Source organism: Chitinophaga sp. Hz27, from assembly GCF_042263525.1.
Taxonomy (GTDB): domain Bacteria; phylum Bacteroidota; class Bacteroidia; order Chitinophagales; family Chitinophagaceae; genus Chitinophaga.
Genome location: NZ_JBHKFJ010000003.1, coordinates 374,003 through 389,352 on the forward strand (window position 1 = coordinate 374,003; position 15,350 = coordinate 389,352).

General features: G+C 42.0%; 13 protein-coding genes and 1 tRNA gene. 7 read left to right on the plus strand and 7 right to left on the minus strand.

What is annotated here, in order from left to right:
- Positions 1-624 precede the first annotated feature (624 nt).
- The 5 genes from ACE38W_RS08365 to ACE38W_RS08385 form a co-directional block, all read right to left on the minus strand.
- A complete protein-coding gene (locus ACE38W_RS08365; RefSeq protein WP_375830028.1) occupies positions 625-3,090 on the minus strand; it encodes a TonB-dependent receptor in 2,466 nt (821 codons plus the stop codon).
- A 97-nt stretch (positions 3,091-3,187) separates the two neighbouring features.
- Positions 3,188-3,514, minus strand: coding sequence for a hypothetical protein (locus ACE38W_RS08370; RefSeq protein WP_375830029.1), 327 nt, complete (start codon positions 3,512-3,514; stop codon positions 3,188-3,190).
- Between the two features lie 79 nt (positions 3,515-3,593).
- On the minus strand, positions 3,594-5,180 hold the full coding sequence (locus tag ACE38W_RS08375) for a DUF1501 domain-containing protein (RefSeq protein WP_375830030.1): 1,587 nt from the start codon (positions 5,178-5,180) through the stop codon (positions 3,594-3,596).
- A gap of 19 nt (positions 5,181-5,199) precedes the next feature.
- Complete coding sequence (locus ACE38W_RS08380) at positions 5,200-6,819, minus strand: DUF1800 family protein (RefSeq protein ID WP_375830032.1); 1,620 nt, start codon at positions 6,817-6,819, stop codon at positions 5,200-5,202.
- Between the two features lie 231 nt (positions 6,820-7,050).
- On the minus strand, positions 7,051-8,229 hold the full coding sequence (locus ACE38W_RS08385) for an acetyl-CoA C-acyltransferase (protein ID WP_375830034.1): 1,179 nt from the start codon (positions 8,227-8,229) through the stop codon (positions 7,051-7,053).
- A 124-nt stretch (positions 8,230-8,353) separates the two neighbouring features.
- Between ACE38W_RS08385 and ACE38W_RS08390 the strand changes: the two genes are divergently transcribed.
- The 3 genes from ACE38W_RS08390 to ACE38W_RS08400 all read left to right on the plus strand — a co-directional run bounded on the left by ACE38W_RS08390 (position 8,354) and on the right by ACE38W_RS08400 (position 11,162).
- Positions 8,354-8,426: transfer RNA gene (locus tag ACE38W_RS08390), tRNA-Lys, on the plus strand.
- 405 nt (positions 8,427-8,831) lie between these two features.
- A complete protein-coding gene (locus ACE38W_RS08395) occupies positions 8,832-9,656 on the plus strand; it encodes a DUF6597 domain-containing transcriptional factor (RefSeq protein ID WP_375830035.1) in 825 nt (274 codons plus the stop codon).
- 60 nt (positions 9,657-9,716) lie between these two features.
- Positions 9,717-11,162: a nitrilase-related carbon-nitrogen hydrolase gene (locus tag ACE38W_RS08400; protein ID WP_375830036.1), complete on the plus strand. Its 1,446-nt coding sequence runs from the start codon at positions 9,717-9,719 to the stop codon at positions 11,160-11,162.
- An 83-nt stretch (positions 11,163-11,245) separates the two neighbouring features.
- On the opposite strand, the gene ACE38W_RS08405 is transcribed toward ACE38W_RS08400, so the two are convergent.
- Together ACE38W_RS08405 and ACE38W_RS08410 are read right to left on the minus strand one after the other, a co-directional pair.
- Positions 11,246-11,734 (minus strand): lipocalin-like domain-containing protein, encoded by a 489-nt coding sequence (locus ACE38W_RS08405; protein ID WP_375830038.1) that lies wholly within the window; start codon positions 11,732-11,734, stop codon positions 11,246-11,248.
- Positions 11,735-11,736: 2 nt separating this feature from the next.
- A complete protein-coding gene (locus tag ACE38W_RS08410) occupies positions 11,737-12,306 on the minus strand; it encodes a short chain dehydrogenase (protein WP_375830040.1) in 570 nt (189 codons plus the stop codon).
- Positions 12,307-12,392: 86 nt separating this feature from the next.
- On the opposite strand from ACE38W_RS08410, the gene ACE38W_RS08415 reads away from it, so the two are divergent.
- From ACE38W_RS08415 to ACE38W_RS08430, 4 genes are all read left to right on the plus strand, one after another.
- On the plus strand, positions 12,393-13,238 hold the full coding sequence (locus tag ACE38W_RS08415) for an AraC family transcriptional regulator (RefSeq protein WP_375830041.1): 846 nt from the start codon (positions 12,393-12,395) through the stop codon (positions 13,236-13,238).
- Positions 13,239-13,434: 196 nt separating this feature from the next.
- Entirely contained in the window at positions 13,435-14,067 is a 633-nt protein-coding gene (locus tag ACE38W_RS08420; protein ID WP_375830043.1) for a hydrolase, read from the plus strand.
- Between the two features lie 326 nt (positions 14,068-14,393).
- Positions 14,394-14,624 (plus strand): hypothetical protein, encoded by a 231-nt coding sequence (locus ACE38W_RS08425; RefSeq protein WP_375830045.1) that lies wholly within the window; start codon positions 14,394-14,396, stop codon positions 14,622-14,624.
- A 487-nt stretch (positions 14,625-15,111) separates the two neighbouring features.
- Positions 15,112-15,267 carry a hypothetical protein gene (locus ACE38W_RS08430; protein ID WP_375830046.1) on the plus strand — a complete coding sequence of 52 codons (156 nt, stop codon included), beginning with the start codon at positions 15,112-15,114 and terminating at the stop codon, positions 15,265-15,267.
- The last annotated feature ends 83 nt before the right edge of the window (positions 15,268-15,350 follow it).

A 15,350-nucleotide genomic window follows, 5' to 3' on the forward strand; every position in this document is an offset into this window, starting at 1 on the left:
TATACATGCGGAGATACTGATTCGATAAAGTAGTTGGTAAAATACTACAGACTATTTCATATGTATATTAACATTAATTACAAGCATTGAAAATTACAAGCATTGAATTCTATTCTAGCAATCACGATACTGCTATTTTTTTACAAAGTTGACAGCAAAGCCGAAGTTGACGGCGGCCAGGAACTAACTAAAAAAATTTGGGAGCTTTTTAATTGATGTACAGACTTTGGCGGCATTTTCACATTTCAAACAGACTTTCTCATAAGTCGGCGTTGTTACAATCATTATTGCAAACCCCTTACAGATTTTGGCATTTCCTCTCTCAAAAGCGATTTTCTCTATTCAAACTACTACAGTAAAATTTTTCTATTGCTCATTTACTATTCGCTGTTGTGGGAACTAAAGTACGAATTAATCTCGTGAAATCACAAACAAATTTAACATATATTTTTATTTTAAATATAAATAACAGGCTAAAATCTAGATAATTTTAAAATGAGAAAGAGCCATAACCAGGAAGCTCACACCACCAGTCATGACTCTCGCTTTAATGATCATCGCTGCATTATTTCAGCATATTCCTACCATCTCTATTTAAAAAATATTAGTAAGGAAAACTAACTATCAATTAAACTCCAATGGAATTGACAATTTCACACTGAAGGTTCTGCCCATATTAAACACACCTGCTCTTCCTGTCACTTCGTTCACTGGCGCATACTTCAGCCTGCTCAGATTATTCTGATACGCCACATCCGTAATATTATTCATCGCAAGATGTAATGAGAACAGCGTTTTGTTCTTCTTATTTACGAAATCAGTACCGATACCAGCGTTTAATAACGTATATGCTGATGTTGGTGTTTCTGTCTGATAAGCAGAAAAAACATCATTCTGTGCAAAGTTCATGTCCATTTGCAGGCCCACATAAGCATTCTGCAGACAACCTTTTCCTATCTTCTTAAACTTACCTTTTAATTCTGCCAACCATCTTCCTGCTGGAATATTAGGAAGATTTTTCGTAGAGTCGGTAGCGTTAGCAGCCGTACCACGTACGTAAGACAATGTATTTTCGAAGTGCAGCCAGTCTATCGGATGTGGATGTATATCCAGCATCATTTCGCCACCATAAAGGTTTGCATTGGTTTGCTGGTATTTAAATGCAGCGAATCCTTCTTCATTGTCATTTGCAGGAATTGAATCAGTGCCTGCTGCATTAAATAACTTACGGGAATAGATGAAATTATTAATATGGTTATAGAATACGTTAGCGGTGAGGGATACGTGCTGGGTATTGAAATCAATACCGATGTCGCCCTGTGTACTTACTTCCGGCTTCAGGTCTGTATTACCATATTCGTATTTGATTGTTCCTTCGTGCACGCCATTAGCAGAAAGTTCTGCAATATTTGGTGCGCGAAAACCGCGGGCAGCATTAGCTTTCAGCGTTACGCGATCGCTGACAGCATAGCTGATCCCCACACTACCGGATACATTATTAAAGTTCTTATTGAAAGCATCAAACTTGGTTTCCCCAGTAGCAGCTGGCTTGCCATCAGCATCCAGGAACAGGGCTTTAGAATTGAGTGAGCGATTGTCGAAACGCAGTCCACCGCTCAATGTCAGCTTATCGAATGTTTTACGAGTTACTGCAAAAGCGCCGATATCAAACAGGTCATAAGCAGGTATCAGGAATTCTTCTCCTTTATTTTTATTCGTTTGCTGCATACCGTTGATACCTACAGTAGTTTGCCAGCCGTTCATCTCTGGTAAGAAGTAACGCAGGCCATAGTTCAGCGTTTGCAGGTAAAGATATAAACCTGGCTGATTCGGATTTAATACATCACCAAATTCGCGGCGCTGATTCAATTGATAACCCAGCGTTAAGCCTATACGGCCGCCATTATTCAGGTACAGGCTATTGTCCCATACCAGTTTCTGGTGATTGATCTGCTGTTTAGGCACTGTCATGCTGTAATCTCTATGATCACTGTTGCTAACCGTTTCTTCATCTGCCACACCATTGTTATTAACAGGTTTTACAAACTGGCCGGTACTATCACGATCGCCTTCCACGAGGCCAAGATGTTGATTGAAGGAAGTAAACGTCAGATGTGAATAACCCCATTTCTTGTTGATACCAATGCTGGCGCCGTAGTTAGTGTTATTATATCTTGAGTTGAATACATAACCATCATATTTATTCTGGTAGTCATGCGCTTGTTTCTGGGTAATAAAAGCGCTCCAGTTAAAACCGTTCTGGTTACCGGCGATATCTGCGTGATAAGCCATGGTACCGTTGTTGGTCATATAGTTTGCATCCAGATTACCTTTGATTTTACCCACTGGCAACGGCGCTGGTGTTATAATATTTACTACACCGGCCAATGCATCAGAGCCATACATCAGGGAAGCAGGCCCTTTCAAAACCTCTATCCTGCTAACATTATAATCATCTACCTCAATACCATGTTCATCTCCCCATTGCTGTCCTTCCTGGCGTACATCATCGCTTACCACTACTACACGGTTATAACCTAATCCTCTAATGAAAGGCTTGCTGATAGCGGGTCCTGTAGACAATGTACTTACTCCCGGAACTTTTGAAATTGCATCAATAATATTTGTAGAGATGTTTTCATCGAGATAATCACGACGTATTATGCTGATAGGAACCGGATTGCTTTTGGCAGATGTAGCCAGATTCACACCGGTGATCACTACTTCGTTCTTTTCGATTAAGGTTTCAGAAAGCTCGAAATCCTGATGGGTAGCGCCATTAACGGCGATGGTGGTGGTATAGGCTGCATACCCCATGGAGTGCAGTTCTACCAGGAATTTTCCTTTTGGAAGATTTTTGATGACATAGTTTCCGTTGGCATCGGCAGAAGCTCCTACCTTCAGGTCTGGCATATAGATGGTAGCACCAGGCAAGGCGCTATGCGTTTTTTTGTCGACGATTTTACCACTCAGTGAGTTATCTGCCAGGTCTTTTCCTGACAGCGTTTTGGCATCAGTTGAAAGTTGTATTCCCAGGAAGCCCAGTAATACAAAGAGAAAGCGAGGTATAAATACACGCAGATATTGCATATCAGTAGGATGATAATTCAAAAAATAAATAAGGGGATCATCAGCAGATAATCCAATTAAATACTGTTTTTAAAACAGTGTAAGCACACATTGTATGTTAAGCCACAGGAGGGGCTCTGGGGGCGAGATCACGAAATGTCTGGTGACTGATAGCAGCAACAGCTGGTGTAATAAAAACCCAGACCAATTTCTGCACAGGAGTTATATGATGAGCGACAATCTCTTCATAAGGCTCAATACCTATCTGTAAAAATTCACAGTGGCGGTGAGCGGTAGAAACACTCGATTCCCCTTTTGGATGAATAACATCGTGGGTATCGTGGTGGTTTGCAAATTCATGTATAAATTCTCTCGGAAGGGTATTTAAAGTAAATACCCCCAGCAGCAAGATTGCTAATATCCGTTGCCAGTATTTTTTATACATGGCGACAAAGATAGTTAAATCTAACTATTTGCAACAATGTTGCACAATATTTAATCTGAAATTAAACTAATCAAGTGGATTATTTCACCTTCAACATAGGCCTAACTTGTTGTACAGGTCCATTTTGGAACCTGGCATAATAAATCCCGCTTGGCAGGTAGGTAGCATCAAAATCGATGGTATAGGTTCCTGCGGCATGTATTTTATTTACTGGCACACTTACCAGGCGGCCCATCGTATCAAATATCTGGATCATAGTATTACCAGCGCCAGTGATATAGGTGATTCGGGTTGAATTAGTAAATGGATTCGGGCTATTAATGATCAGGTGCTTGTCTTCAGACGGATTGATATCCGGGATACCTGTGATAACACCACAGGCCACACCGCTGATTAGTGGCAGCTGTTGATAATCCTTCTGGAGGATGCGTTGGAGGTCATTGGGCGCCACGCAGAACCATTGCTCCAGGATAGAAGCGTATACCGATCTGAAGTCATATTGCATCGGGATATTATCATTCACAGAGGTAGCATCTGGAATAGCTGGTGAGTTGCCCAGCACGCCTTGCATCACATAATCGCCGAAAACGATCATAGGTGCAGCGGCGCCATGGTCAGTACCGATACTGCCATTAGATTTGATACGGCGTCCAAATTCGGAGAACGTCATTCCCACTACGCGGCGTGAAGCCTTGAGGCCGCGCAAATCGCTCATAAACGCCGCGATAGCATCAGAAACCCCACCTAACAGGTTAGCGTGGTTTCCTTTGGTAGTATCGCCGCTTTCTGTTTGGCTGGCATGGGTATCAAAACCACCTGTGCTCACCATATAGAGACGGGTTTTGAGTCCGCCGGCAATGAGTCGGGCTACGATTTTCAGCTGTGCAGCGAGACCGTTATTAGCTGGATAGTCGCCCTGGGCCGTCACTTTAGCGGCGGCTTTTTTTATTGACTGTTCGTAACTATTCGTTTGTTTGGCAATGAGGCGGATATATTCCAGTTCCTTCCCTGCTTTTGTATTAGGCACGGGGTCCATCACACCATCTATCAGGTTATAGAAGTCGGTGGCACTGGTGATAGCGATGCCCATACTGGCGTTGGTGCCCTGGAATGCAGGCGATACAATTGAGCCTATCTGGATAGCCAGCGGATCTGGGTTGTCTGCACTTGGGTAGCCATTCGGGAAATCCGGGTTCAGGGATTCCAGGTACCTGCCGGTCCAGCCGGTGGTGAGTATTTCGTTGGAATCAGAACCAGTGAGCCATATATCGGTAGCGCGGAAGTGCGAGAAATTAGGAGAAGGATAGCCTACACTTTGTATGAGACTGACTTTTCCGTCGTTGTAGAGTTTCTGCAAACCTGTCATGGCAGGGTGCAAACCTGATTTCGTATAGCCGTCAAGTTTAAGGACTTTCCCTTGAGGGATGGCTATGTTGGTACGTGCGGCTTGATATTTTCCGTAGATATCCAATGGGATAACCATGTTAAGACCATCATTTCCACCTGTCATCTGAATCATTACCAGCACATGATCGTTATCAGAAGCGGCGCCACTGAGTGCAGACAACAGCGGAGTGGTACCAAAAGCTTTTACTGAGAAACCACCCAGGAGACCAGGCAGTACCGCGGCAGGAGCTGTATATTTAAGGAAATCTCTTCTCTTCATATAAGGGTATTTCAGCGGATCAGGATAGTTGATATTCAGACAGGTCCATGATATATTTATACAATGCCTGTAATCGGATATGCACATCACTTTTCGCCTGCATATCATTAGGATTATTTACATAATTATTCCAGGCATTGGTCCAGTAGTAGTCAGATTGTTGTCCGGTGAGCAGGATAGTGGTTTTCAGGAAATCCTTCACATTATCGGAAACGCCTACACGATAAAGTATATCCAGCGAATCAGCTACCAATGCGATAGGGTTGGAAGGGTTGGGCAGTTGCGCTGCGAATGCCATTGGATCGATATGTACGCTATTAAAGCCATTGTCGCCGATCAGTGCATCACTGAGCTGATTACGTTTAGGCAGCGTATCTGTATTGATCCAAAGCTCATGGAAAGAAGGTTCCTGGTAGTAGGCATCCCATCCGGCTACCAGTGGCGGGTCACCGAGATTTTGCAGCATTAGTGCTGCTGCGCGATGGAAGCTGCTCCAGATCTTATATTGACCAGGATAATCTGTTGGAAATTTCACAGAAAATTCTCTGCAAATACCTATACAAAAATCAGCCGGGCTTTTGATAAGACAGGCCATATTTAACGGATCGAAGAAATGATCGCTGGTAAACAAGGTGTTGAGTACTACTTTAATATCGTAGCCGCTGGTACGGAAAACGTCCGCCAGTGGTGCTATTACGTTTTGTTCTGTGGCATCATCGATATCGTAGTATACAAAGAAGCGGTAAATTTTTCTGCAGATAAATTTAGCGACCTCCGGTTGTGCGAAGATGATATTAAGTAGATCATCCAGTTCTGTGGCGCCATCGGGGCCTGTTTTACCGGAGATGACTTTATTCAGATAGAAAGAGCTGAAGGTCTTGTTAGTGATATCGTGTTGTGTAGTATTGAAGGTACTGACGATATTGACAGGGTCTACCCGGAAGCCGGTAAGTACGCGGGCTGTGGCTTTCACGTCATCTTCGGTATAGTGTGAATCAGGCCCTTTTCCTACAGTGAATAATTCATGTAGTTCGCGGGCGTAGTTTTCATCAGCGGCGCCTTTAGAGTTGAGGTATCCGTTGAGATATACCAGCATGGCGGGGTCCAGGGTCACTGCTTTAGTAAGTGCCTTGAAATTTCCCAATGCATTTTGGCGGAGGGTAAGGTTATATTGATAGATGTACCTACTGTCTTTCACCATACTTGTTTCTGTAACGAAGTGGTTATGCCAGAAGAGTACCATTTTTTCGTGTATGCTTCGCTGTTGGGCCAGCATTTGGCCTACCCACCAGGCTTTATAGGAGGCGATCCTGTTATCTTCGAGGGTTTCGTCGCCTTTGGGAGCGCGATTCCAGGCAGCGCCGGGGGCTACGCCAGTGCTATCTACACCGTAATCATTTACGGGAGGAGCGGGATCGGACTGCGGGGTGAGGAGTATATCCACTACCTGTTGCATGGAAAGGCCTTTGAGGGCATTGACATCTGCAGGAGTGACACCGAACAGGGTGCGTTTAAGGAGATGGATAAGTTGTTGAGTGCCCCATTGGCCGGTATATGCTGTGATGCCACTGATAGTACGGGCAGCAGCGGTGTTCCGGCTACGTGCAGGCGATAAGGTTAGGAATTGTCTGCGATCCATAATAAATGATATGGTTGACAGCTTTTTGGCTGAATCGGCAGTAAATTAGTAAAAACTTTAATTCATCTAGATTAAAAAATTAAATCATATGCATTCCTAATTGGCTGAAGAGGGGCTAACCTATTGAGTTTGAACCACTGGGGTTAGAAAAATATTTTAGTAAGAAGAAGAAATAAAAAAGGGCAGTCTCTAGATATAAGAGACTGCCTTTTTGAATTTAGATGAGTATAATTAGTTGATATTTTCGATGATACCGGCGATACCTTGTCCACCACCAACACAAGCGGTAACGATACCGTATTTCTTGTTGAGTCGTTTGAGGTCTCCTAGGATTTGAACGGTGAGTTTAGCACCTGTACAGCCGAGTGGGTGACCGAGAGCGATAGCGCCACCGTTGATATTTACGATATCAGGGTTGATGCCTAGTTCTCTGATTACGGCGATAGACTGGGAGGCGAATGCTTCGTTGAGTTCTACCAGGTCGATATCGCTTAATTTTTTATTTGCTCTTTCCAGTACTTTGGGTACGGCGGCTACAGGACCAATGCCCATGATGCGTGGGTGAACGCCTGCGGATACGCAGCCTACCAGTTTGCCAATAGGTTTGATGTTCAGTTTATTGACCATTCTTTCGCTCATCACGATTACGAAGGCAGCGCCGTCGGAAGTTTGTGAAGAGTTACCAGCGGTTACGGATCCTCCGGCGGCGAATACTGGTTTGAGTTTACCGAGTGCTTCTAGGGAAGTATCAGCGCGGGGGCCTTCATCGGTATCTACCACGTAGTTTCTGGCTGCTTTTTTTCCTTTGGCATCTACATATACTTCTTCCACATTGATGGGGAGAATACCATCCTTAAAATAGCCGTTTTTAATGGCATTTAAGGCTTTCATATGAGATTTATAGGAGAATTCGTCCTGATCTTCGCGGCTGACTTTAAATTCATTAGCTACGGCTTCAGCGGTGAGGCCCATGCCGATGTAGTAATCGGGAGTATTTTTAGCAACGGTGTAGTTGGGAACGGTTTTCCAACCGGCAACAGGCACCAGGCTCATACTTTCGGTACCGCCGGCGATGATACAGTCGGCCATACCTGTTTGTATTTTGGCGGTAGCGATAGCGATGGTTTCGAGACCAGAGGCACAGTAGCGGTTTACTGTCATGCCCGGAACATCGATACCGAGTGCTCTTACGGAGATCATACGTCCAATTTGCAAGCCTTGTTCTGCTTCAGGCACGGCATTACCGACGATGAGGTCATCTACTTGTTTAGGATCGAGCTGAGGAACAGCTTTCAGTAATCCAGTAATGACATCAACTGCCAGGTCATCGGGTCTGTAAAAGCGGAAACCTCCTCTCTTCGATTTGCCGACCGCCGTGCGGTAACCGGCAACTATATACGCTTCTTGCATTAGACAAATATTTTATAGTGAGCTAACCATGTTTTTTTACTATCCTTTCAAATTTAATTAAATAAAGTTGATAAAAATTCAATAGAACCGTTAAATTTGGAGATAGGTAATTTAACATTTGTTAGACTCTGTAGCTCAGTTGGTAGAGCAGCTGACTCTTAATCAGCGGGTCTAGGGTTCGAGTCCCTACAGGGTCACTTTTTTATTCATTCGCCTGAATTTGATTTTATCAGATTCAGGCGAAATTCGTTTAAGGACGTTGGTTTTAGAGGAAAGAGAGGTTAAGGGAGAAAAAGTAGCGGAAAGTAGAAGAAAATAGAAAAAGTCCAGAAAATAGTTCTTTTTTTCCCAATATCGTACCCTAAAAAATGTACCCCTTAGAACATCCTACATTAATACTAGAAAAAACATCTCCCGTAACAACAACATAAGCGCAACATCAAGCTTTTATCTTGTAGCTTAATTCCAACAATAGTATCTTCCATCCCTTCGGATATTCCACAAATTCCTATCGCAGTAAATTTTATGATTATTGTATATTAATTTAGGCTAAGCAACCGACACAGAAGAAGCAAGAAGAATAATCTGATTTTTATCGATAAATGCTTTATTACCAGCAATATTATCCATCCGCTCCACTGGCAAACTTTATAGAATGCTATTGGGTATTACATGCGCCAAATCGATTTATGGATACACCTGATCGCCTCATACCCGGCGGACGCGTGGAACTGATCTTTAATTTCGGCGACCCGGCAGATTGGTTGATAACACCTGAAAACCCTCATGGAATCCGCTTGAGCGGGCCAGTAATCATGGGACAACGCAACCAAATCTTCTATGTAAAAAGCACCGGTAAAACCAGTATGCTTGGCTTGCGCTTCAAACCCGGCGGACTGGCAGCATTCACCAATGTACCAGTATCTGACTTGTTGAATATCCTGCTGCCAGCTGAACTTATCTTAGGAACGGCAGTAAAAAGTCTTGAGACACAGTTATCTGATTATCCTGATGATGATCAACGAATACAAGTACTGGATACTGCCCTAAAGGCTGCTTTGAAAATCACACCTGCCGACCTGTTAGCAGTCAATCAAACCATTGATATACTACGCAATAGCCAGGATGATATATCTATCGACACCATCTGCCAGCAAACAGGCTGGTACTATAAAAAGCTGGAACGGATCTTCCTGAAAAATATCGGTTATACACCTAAACATTATCATAAGATTCTTCGCTTCAATAATGCAGTAAGGTTTATGCAAACCACGAATACACTGACTAATGTCAGCCATGTATGCAATTACTTTGACCAGGCACATTTTATTCGTGACTTCCGATTGTTTACCGGCACTACACCCAGTCAGTTTAAAAGAGAGGATAATAAAATTGCGGATATTCTCATAAAATATCAGCCTGTCTAAAATATACAATTCTGCCCCGGCAAAACCCGCTAGCTTTGCAAATTATACTAAACTTATATCATGTCGGATTTTAAACCGGTCCCCAAAGCATTATTAGCCGCCGGACTACTCTTTGCAGGTATTTGCTGGTATTTATCTTTTAGCCTATCTGCACATCTCTGGTGGCCTATATGGGTGGCGCCCATTCCTATACTTTATTGTTCCCTACAGCTCAAAAGCAAATGGGCATTCTTGTATGCTTTTACTGGATACTTAATTGGAAGGCTTAGCTGGGTTCCTTATCTATCAAGCGTTTTGCCTGTGCCACTGGTATTCATGTTTACACTGACTATGCCTTTAATTTTTGCAGTACTGTTGACAATTGCGAGAAAGGTGATGATTACCTATTCTCACTGGTCCACAGTATTTGTTCTCCCTGTTTTGGTTACTTCCGTAGAGTATCTCAGTTTCCTTACCTCCAGAGATGGTACGATGGGCAGCATCGCCTATACGCAAAGCGATTTTTTGCCAGCAGTCCAAGTTGCTTCTCTGACAGGCATCCAGGGAATTACTTTTCTAATCACCTTTATTCCTTCCGCCATTACACTAATCATCTACCGGTACCAACACAAACAATCAATCCGTGGACTCACTCTTCTTACGATTGGTATTTTTGCAGCTACCATGCTTTGGGGTGAGGTTCGATTAAATCATACAATCGCGGGGACACCAACAAAAATAGGCATGATTGCCATTGATAGACAGGCTTATCACCAAGACCTTGCAAAAGGACAAGATCAGGATCAGTACCTCGCAGATCTTTACCTGGACAATGTAGGCACCCTGGCAAAACAGGGCGCGGAAATAATACTGTTTCCCGAAAAAATGTTTACGGTAAGAGAAACCCACCGAGCAGCATTCTTGCAGCAGTTTAAAGATAGCGCCATCGCACATCACGTAAGTATCGTTGCATGCATATCGAATCAAAAAGAGAACTATTACGAAAACAGCGCATGGGTAATCGGAGAAGATGGCGTACTCCTGGAAGATTACCAGAAAGTAAACTTGTTTGCAGGTGAGCTGCTGGACAGTATAAAACCAGGAAAAGAACCCGGAATGTTTCAAAGGAAAGGTAGACTTGAAGGTGTGGCTATTTGTAAAGACATGGACTTTCAGCACTACATCAGCAAGTATGGCAGCGCAAGTTGTAATATTATATATGTGCCTGCATGGGACTTCGACCAGGATGGTTGGTTGCATAGCCGAATGGCAATTATGAGATCCGTAGAAAACGGATTTGGAATGATAAGAAATGCCAGGCGAGGAAGGCTCACTGTCAATGATTATTGCGGCCGGGTGCTGTATGAAGCCAATTGCGATAATGGCACGCCAGCAATATTATCAGGCAACATTGAGATACAACATCATCCTACTCTTTATAACAAATGGGGAGATTGGTTCAGTATTTTAAATGCCATTGCATCATTGGTATGTATTGCACTTTTAGTAAAAGCCAGACGAATGTAATTGTGACGATAGTAAAAATTATTTCGCCTGTATTTGATAAACTCAAATTCAGGCGAAATGCGCAATATAAACAACATGCTTTGCTAATCTTTCTTCCACGTCACCTTTGCTATTGAAGCGCCCCCACTAGTAGGAGTAGTCACCGTATATGTCAGCTTATTGTTTTGCAGTGAATAAGAACGCACCTGCGTAACGCCTTCCCAGTTTGGATAAAAAGCATGCTGCACTTTAAATACAATTACCTGTTTTTTTTCATCTACGGTATAATTACCAAAATGAGCATTAGTGCCTCTCACCAACGCCGCATTTTCTTCGGCTGTTGCCTTATCTTTATCATTGGCGGCAACCTTACCTCTATTAGCTTTTAATATCTGAATAGCATATTTCCCTGATGGCATAAATATAAGCATCCCTACAGGATGATCGCCATAAGGCGAAATAGTACTACCATCTGGATTTATATTTTCCACCGACACTAGTGACCATGTACCCAAGATCTGCTGTGGATAAGTATTCTGCGCCTGCACAAAACAGCACGACATCATAAAGAAGAGATATAACAGATGTTTCATTCCTAATTATTTTTTTGATAACCTACTCGGATAATTTCTCCATTTATATCTGTTTCCAGACATCTCAAATAAGCCGCTACTAATTCATTACAATCAATATCTGAAACCTTGGCTGGGCTGATAACATTTAATCTTATACCTCTGGGCAGTTCCTGTGCCATCGCCATTACAAAGCTGTTAATTGCTCCATTCACGAAGGCTTTTCCAGATGAGCCCTTAGCAGGCAATTCCCCCATTTTCCCGGAAATCAGCGTGAACGAACCATTATCTTTCAAATATTTCACGCCGGAAAGGACCAGGTTTATTTGCGGCCATAGCTTCTGCTCAATACCAACCATGAATTGCAACTTAGTTATAGCTGATAGTTTATCTGTACTACTGTCACCTGCAGCACAAATAATGGCATCAATGTCCGGCACCTGTTCGAATAAATGCTCCAATGCTGCATCTTCAGAGATATCAGCTTTGATCGTTCCAGTTTTTCTTCCTACTGTGATGACTTCATGTTCTTTCAGTGCTGCAGTAACTAGCTTCCCAATAGTACCACCCGCACCAATGATTAATATTTTCATTTTAGCAGTATTTTATATAGCAAAAATATACAAGGAAGCCGGGCCAATACTTGTACATTATTACGCTAATTTTGTATATTTAATTCATGAGGCGAGCAACACTACATCAACAATATGAAATCGAATGGAAGGAATTAGAGCGCTTCGAAAAACCGTTGAAACACAATAATTTCTTTGAGCTCATCTATGTAATGCATGGAACAGGTGTTCAGTTTGTCAATAACCACCAGTTCAATTATCGGAAAGGAAATTTATTTTTGTTAACACCGCAAGACGTTTACTCGTTTGATATTGACCAAAAAACCAATTTCTTTTTTCTGAGATTTAATGAATCTTATGTTAGAGAAAAAACAGGGAAAGATCAGGATACGGTTACGCATGTAGCATACATTTTACAAAATGCCAGCCATAGACCGGGATGTATCTTAAAAAACAAAACAGATAAACCTTTAATTGCGTCACTGATAAATGCCATCATGGACGAACATGCCAGGCAACAGATCTATTTCACACGTATTTCAGAGCAAATCATTAGTACAATACTTACTGTTGTCGCAAGAAATATTGCGTTGAAATTACCCAAGAATATAAAGGAAAATACCGGCGAGCCAATTTTAGAAATATTGAATTACATACAGTTAAATATTTTTGACCCCAAGAAACTGCATACAGAAAAATTAAGCCATCATTTTAATATCTCAACAAATTACCTGGGCAGATATTTTAAAAAACAAACCGGAGAAACACTACAGCGTTACATTACGCATTATAAAATCAGATTGGTAGAAACCAGACTTTTACACAGCGATATGCGCATGAGTGAAATCGCCTATGAGCTTGGGTTTACAGATGAAAGTCATTTAAACCGGATTTTTAAAAAATATTATGGTGTCAATCCTTCTGAGTTTAAGAAAACAGGAAAGAAAATATAAATAGATCCTCAATTTTTAATTAAAGGAATTCCCCAACCGCTTACGTTCCTATTAGAACATACCATCAATTCAGTTTATTAGAACAATGTTAAGCCTGAACATGTTAGAATTCAGTGGATGCCAGAAAGCTGCCGTCGTATGCTTTCGTTCATTCAGATAAAATAATCAATTGTTTATAACTGTAAAATGCGTCTGTATGACTAGTATTACCCCTATCAGAGATCCTAAAACAGATCACTTGATCTCACCGGAGAACTCAGCGCTTATTCTGATTGATTACCAGCCTTTACAGGTTAATTCTGTAAAATCGATGGATCACGAAGAGCTTGTCAGAAATATTGTAGTTGTTGCCAAAGTGGCAAAAGGTTTTAATATTCCCATCATTCTTAGTACTGTAAATGTAAATAGTGGTATCAACAAACCCACGATCAAGCAACTCAAAACAGTTTTATCAGATGTCACCGAAATCGATAGAACAACCGTGAATTCCTGGGAAGATAAAGAGTTTCAAGAAGCTGTAAAAGCGTTAGGAAAAAAGAAACTCGTCATCTGTGCATTATGGACAGAGGTTTGTCTTGCATTTCCTACACTGGACTTGCTGAAAGAAGGATATGAAGTATATACTATTGCAGATGCAGTGGGTGGCACTTCGAAGATAGCGCATGAAACTGCGCTGAGAAGGCTGGAACAAGCCGGCATGCAGCTATCTTCAGTTACGCAGTATGCCTGCGAACTTCAAAGAGATTGGGCGCGGTTAACAACCAAACCAATATTTGTGGAGGCGCTGATGCAAAACGGTTCCTTTTTCGTGGAAACATTACGTTGGTGAAGGAGAACAATGATCAATTATACTGAAGCCAGTCTGCAAAAGGGCTGGCTTCAAAAAAGAAAAATATTATTCACTGCCAATATAGTCGCAGTATTTTTTTATAATAAAAAATACCTCATAATTTAAACAGTATAAACAGGCCACCATTTAACAGAAAAAATTTTCCTCTTCAAAAAAATTTCCTACATTCATAACGTACTGATGCCAGCTTAGCTTTCCGAATTATTTAACCCGATGGATCTATCAGACTAATCATTGTTTCCACTGGCCTTTATCTCCGCATCTGTATATCTCCCTGTAAAAATATATTCATTCAAGCTATTTATATGCTGAACAACCGCTCCATGGCATTGCTCCCCAGGCTGAAGACAGGAGAGGACAAAATCACCATAATGCTTTCCACCATGAAACAACAATCCACCAAAAAACTCCGCTTAGCAAAAGTTAAAGTTGCTAACCTTAGTGCGCCAAAATCAAGAGGAAAAGTTTGCCTGACTTCTGTAGACCAAACTACCTGTGGCTGCCGCACCATCCTGACGCTAGATACCTGCATGTAATACTGTAAATAATCCGGCAATACAATTTTATTTACTGTGGCTACCGCCGGCAGTGTTAATCCAGACTTCTTCTCTGAGGTGTGATTTACCAATGCTGAACAACTGCTCCATGGCATTGCCTCTGGCTAAAGACAGGAGTGGGCAACATCAACTTATGCTTTCTATTATGAAACAACAATCTCCAAAAAAACTGCAGTTAACAAAAATTAAAGTTGCTAATCTTAATGCACCAAAATCTAAAGGACACATCTGCCTGACTTCCGCAGACGAAACTACCTGTCCTAATGGTTGCCGCACCACATTAACAACTACTGCCTGCATCTAATTTAAAAGATAATATACTATTCCATTCGCCTGCGGAAAATTTCCGACAGGGTTAATCAATGCGCATAATCTGCTGAGTAATTCCCAATGCTGAACAACCGCTCCACGGCATTGCCTCCCAGGCTAAAGACAGGAGAGGACAAATAACCTAATGTAATCCACCATGAAACAGCAAGAATCTAAAAAGAAACTGCAGCTGACCAAAATTAAAGTTGCTAATCTGAACATGCCTAAACAAAAAGGACAGGTTTGTATGACCTCCGTAGACGCAACTACCTGCCCTGGCTGCCGTTTAACTTTAACTGTAGACTGCCTGTAATCGTAAATCATTAACCAGGTCACAGGCATAATGTTCCACCCCTGGGCCTGGTTACCTATCGTTCATTCACGATATTGCTACAA

What these genes read in the sequence shown, in the direction of transcription:
- ACE38W_RS08430 (WP_375830046.1), top strand. Translation starts at nt 15,112, where the DNA reads ATGAAACAGCAAGAATCTAAAAAGAAACTGCAGCTGACCAAAATTAAA.
- ACE38W_RS08385 (WP_375830034.1), bottom strand. Translation starts at nt 8,229, where the DNA reads ATGCAAGAAGCGTATATAGTTGCCGGTTACCGCACGGCGGTCGGCAAA.
- ACE38W_RS08400 (WP_375830036.1), top strand. Translation starts at nt 9,717, where the DNA reads ATGTCGGATTTTAAACCGGTCCCCAAAGCATTATTAGCCGCCGGACTA.
- ACE38W_RS08415 (WP_375830041.1), top strand. Translation starts at nt 12,393, where the DNA reads ATGAGGCGAGCAACACTACATCAACAATATGAAATCGAATGGAAGGAA.
- ACE38W_RS08395 (WP_375830035.1), top strand. Translation starts at nt 8,832, where the DNA reads ATGCTTTATTACCAGCAATATTATCCATCCGCTCCACTGGCAAACTTT.
- ACE38W_RS08370 (WP_375830029.1), bottom strand. Translation starts at nt 3,514, where the DNA reads ATGTATAAAAAATACTGGCAACGGATATTAGCAATCTTGCTGCTGGGG.
- ACE38W_RS08410 (WP_375830040.1), bottom strand. Translation starts at nt 12,306, where the DNA reads ATGAAAATATTAATCATTGGTGCGGGTGGTACTATTGGGAAGCTAGTT.
- ACE38W_RS08380 (WP_375830032.1), bottom strand. Translation starts at nt 6,819, where the DNA reads ATGGATCGCAGACAATTCCTAACCTTATCGCCTGCACGTAGCCGGAAC.
- ACE38W_RS08420 (WP_375830043.1), top strand. Translation starts at nt 13,435, where the DNA reads ATGACTAGTATTACCCCTATCAGAGATCCTAAAACAGATCACTTGATC.
- ACE38W_RS08365 (WP_375830028.1), bottom strand. Translation starts at nt 3,090, where the DNA reads ATGCAATATCTGCGTGTATTTATACCTCGCTTTCTCTTTGTATTACTG.
- ACE38W_RS08375 (WP_375830030.1), bottom strand. Translation starts at nt 5,180, where the DNA reads ATGAAGAGAAGAGATTTCCTTAAATATACAGCTCCTGCCGCGGTACTG.
- ACE38W_RS08405 (WP_375830038.1), bottom strand. Translation starts at nt 11,734, where the DNA reads ATGAAACATCTGTTATATCTCTTCTTTATGATGTCGTGCTGTTTTGTG.
- ACE38W_RS08425 (WP_375830045.1), top strand. Translation starts at nt 14,394, where the DNA reads ATGCTGAACAACCGCTCCATGGCATTGCTCCCCAGGCTGAAGACAGGA.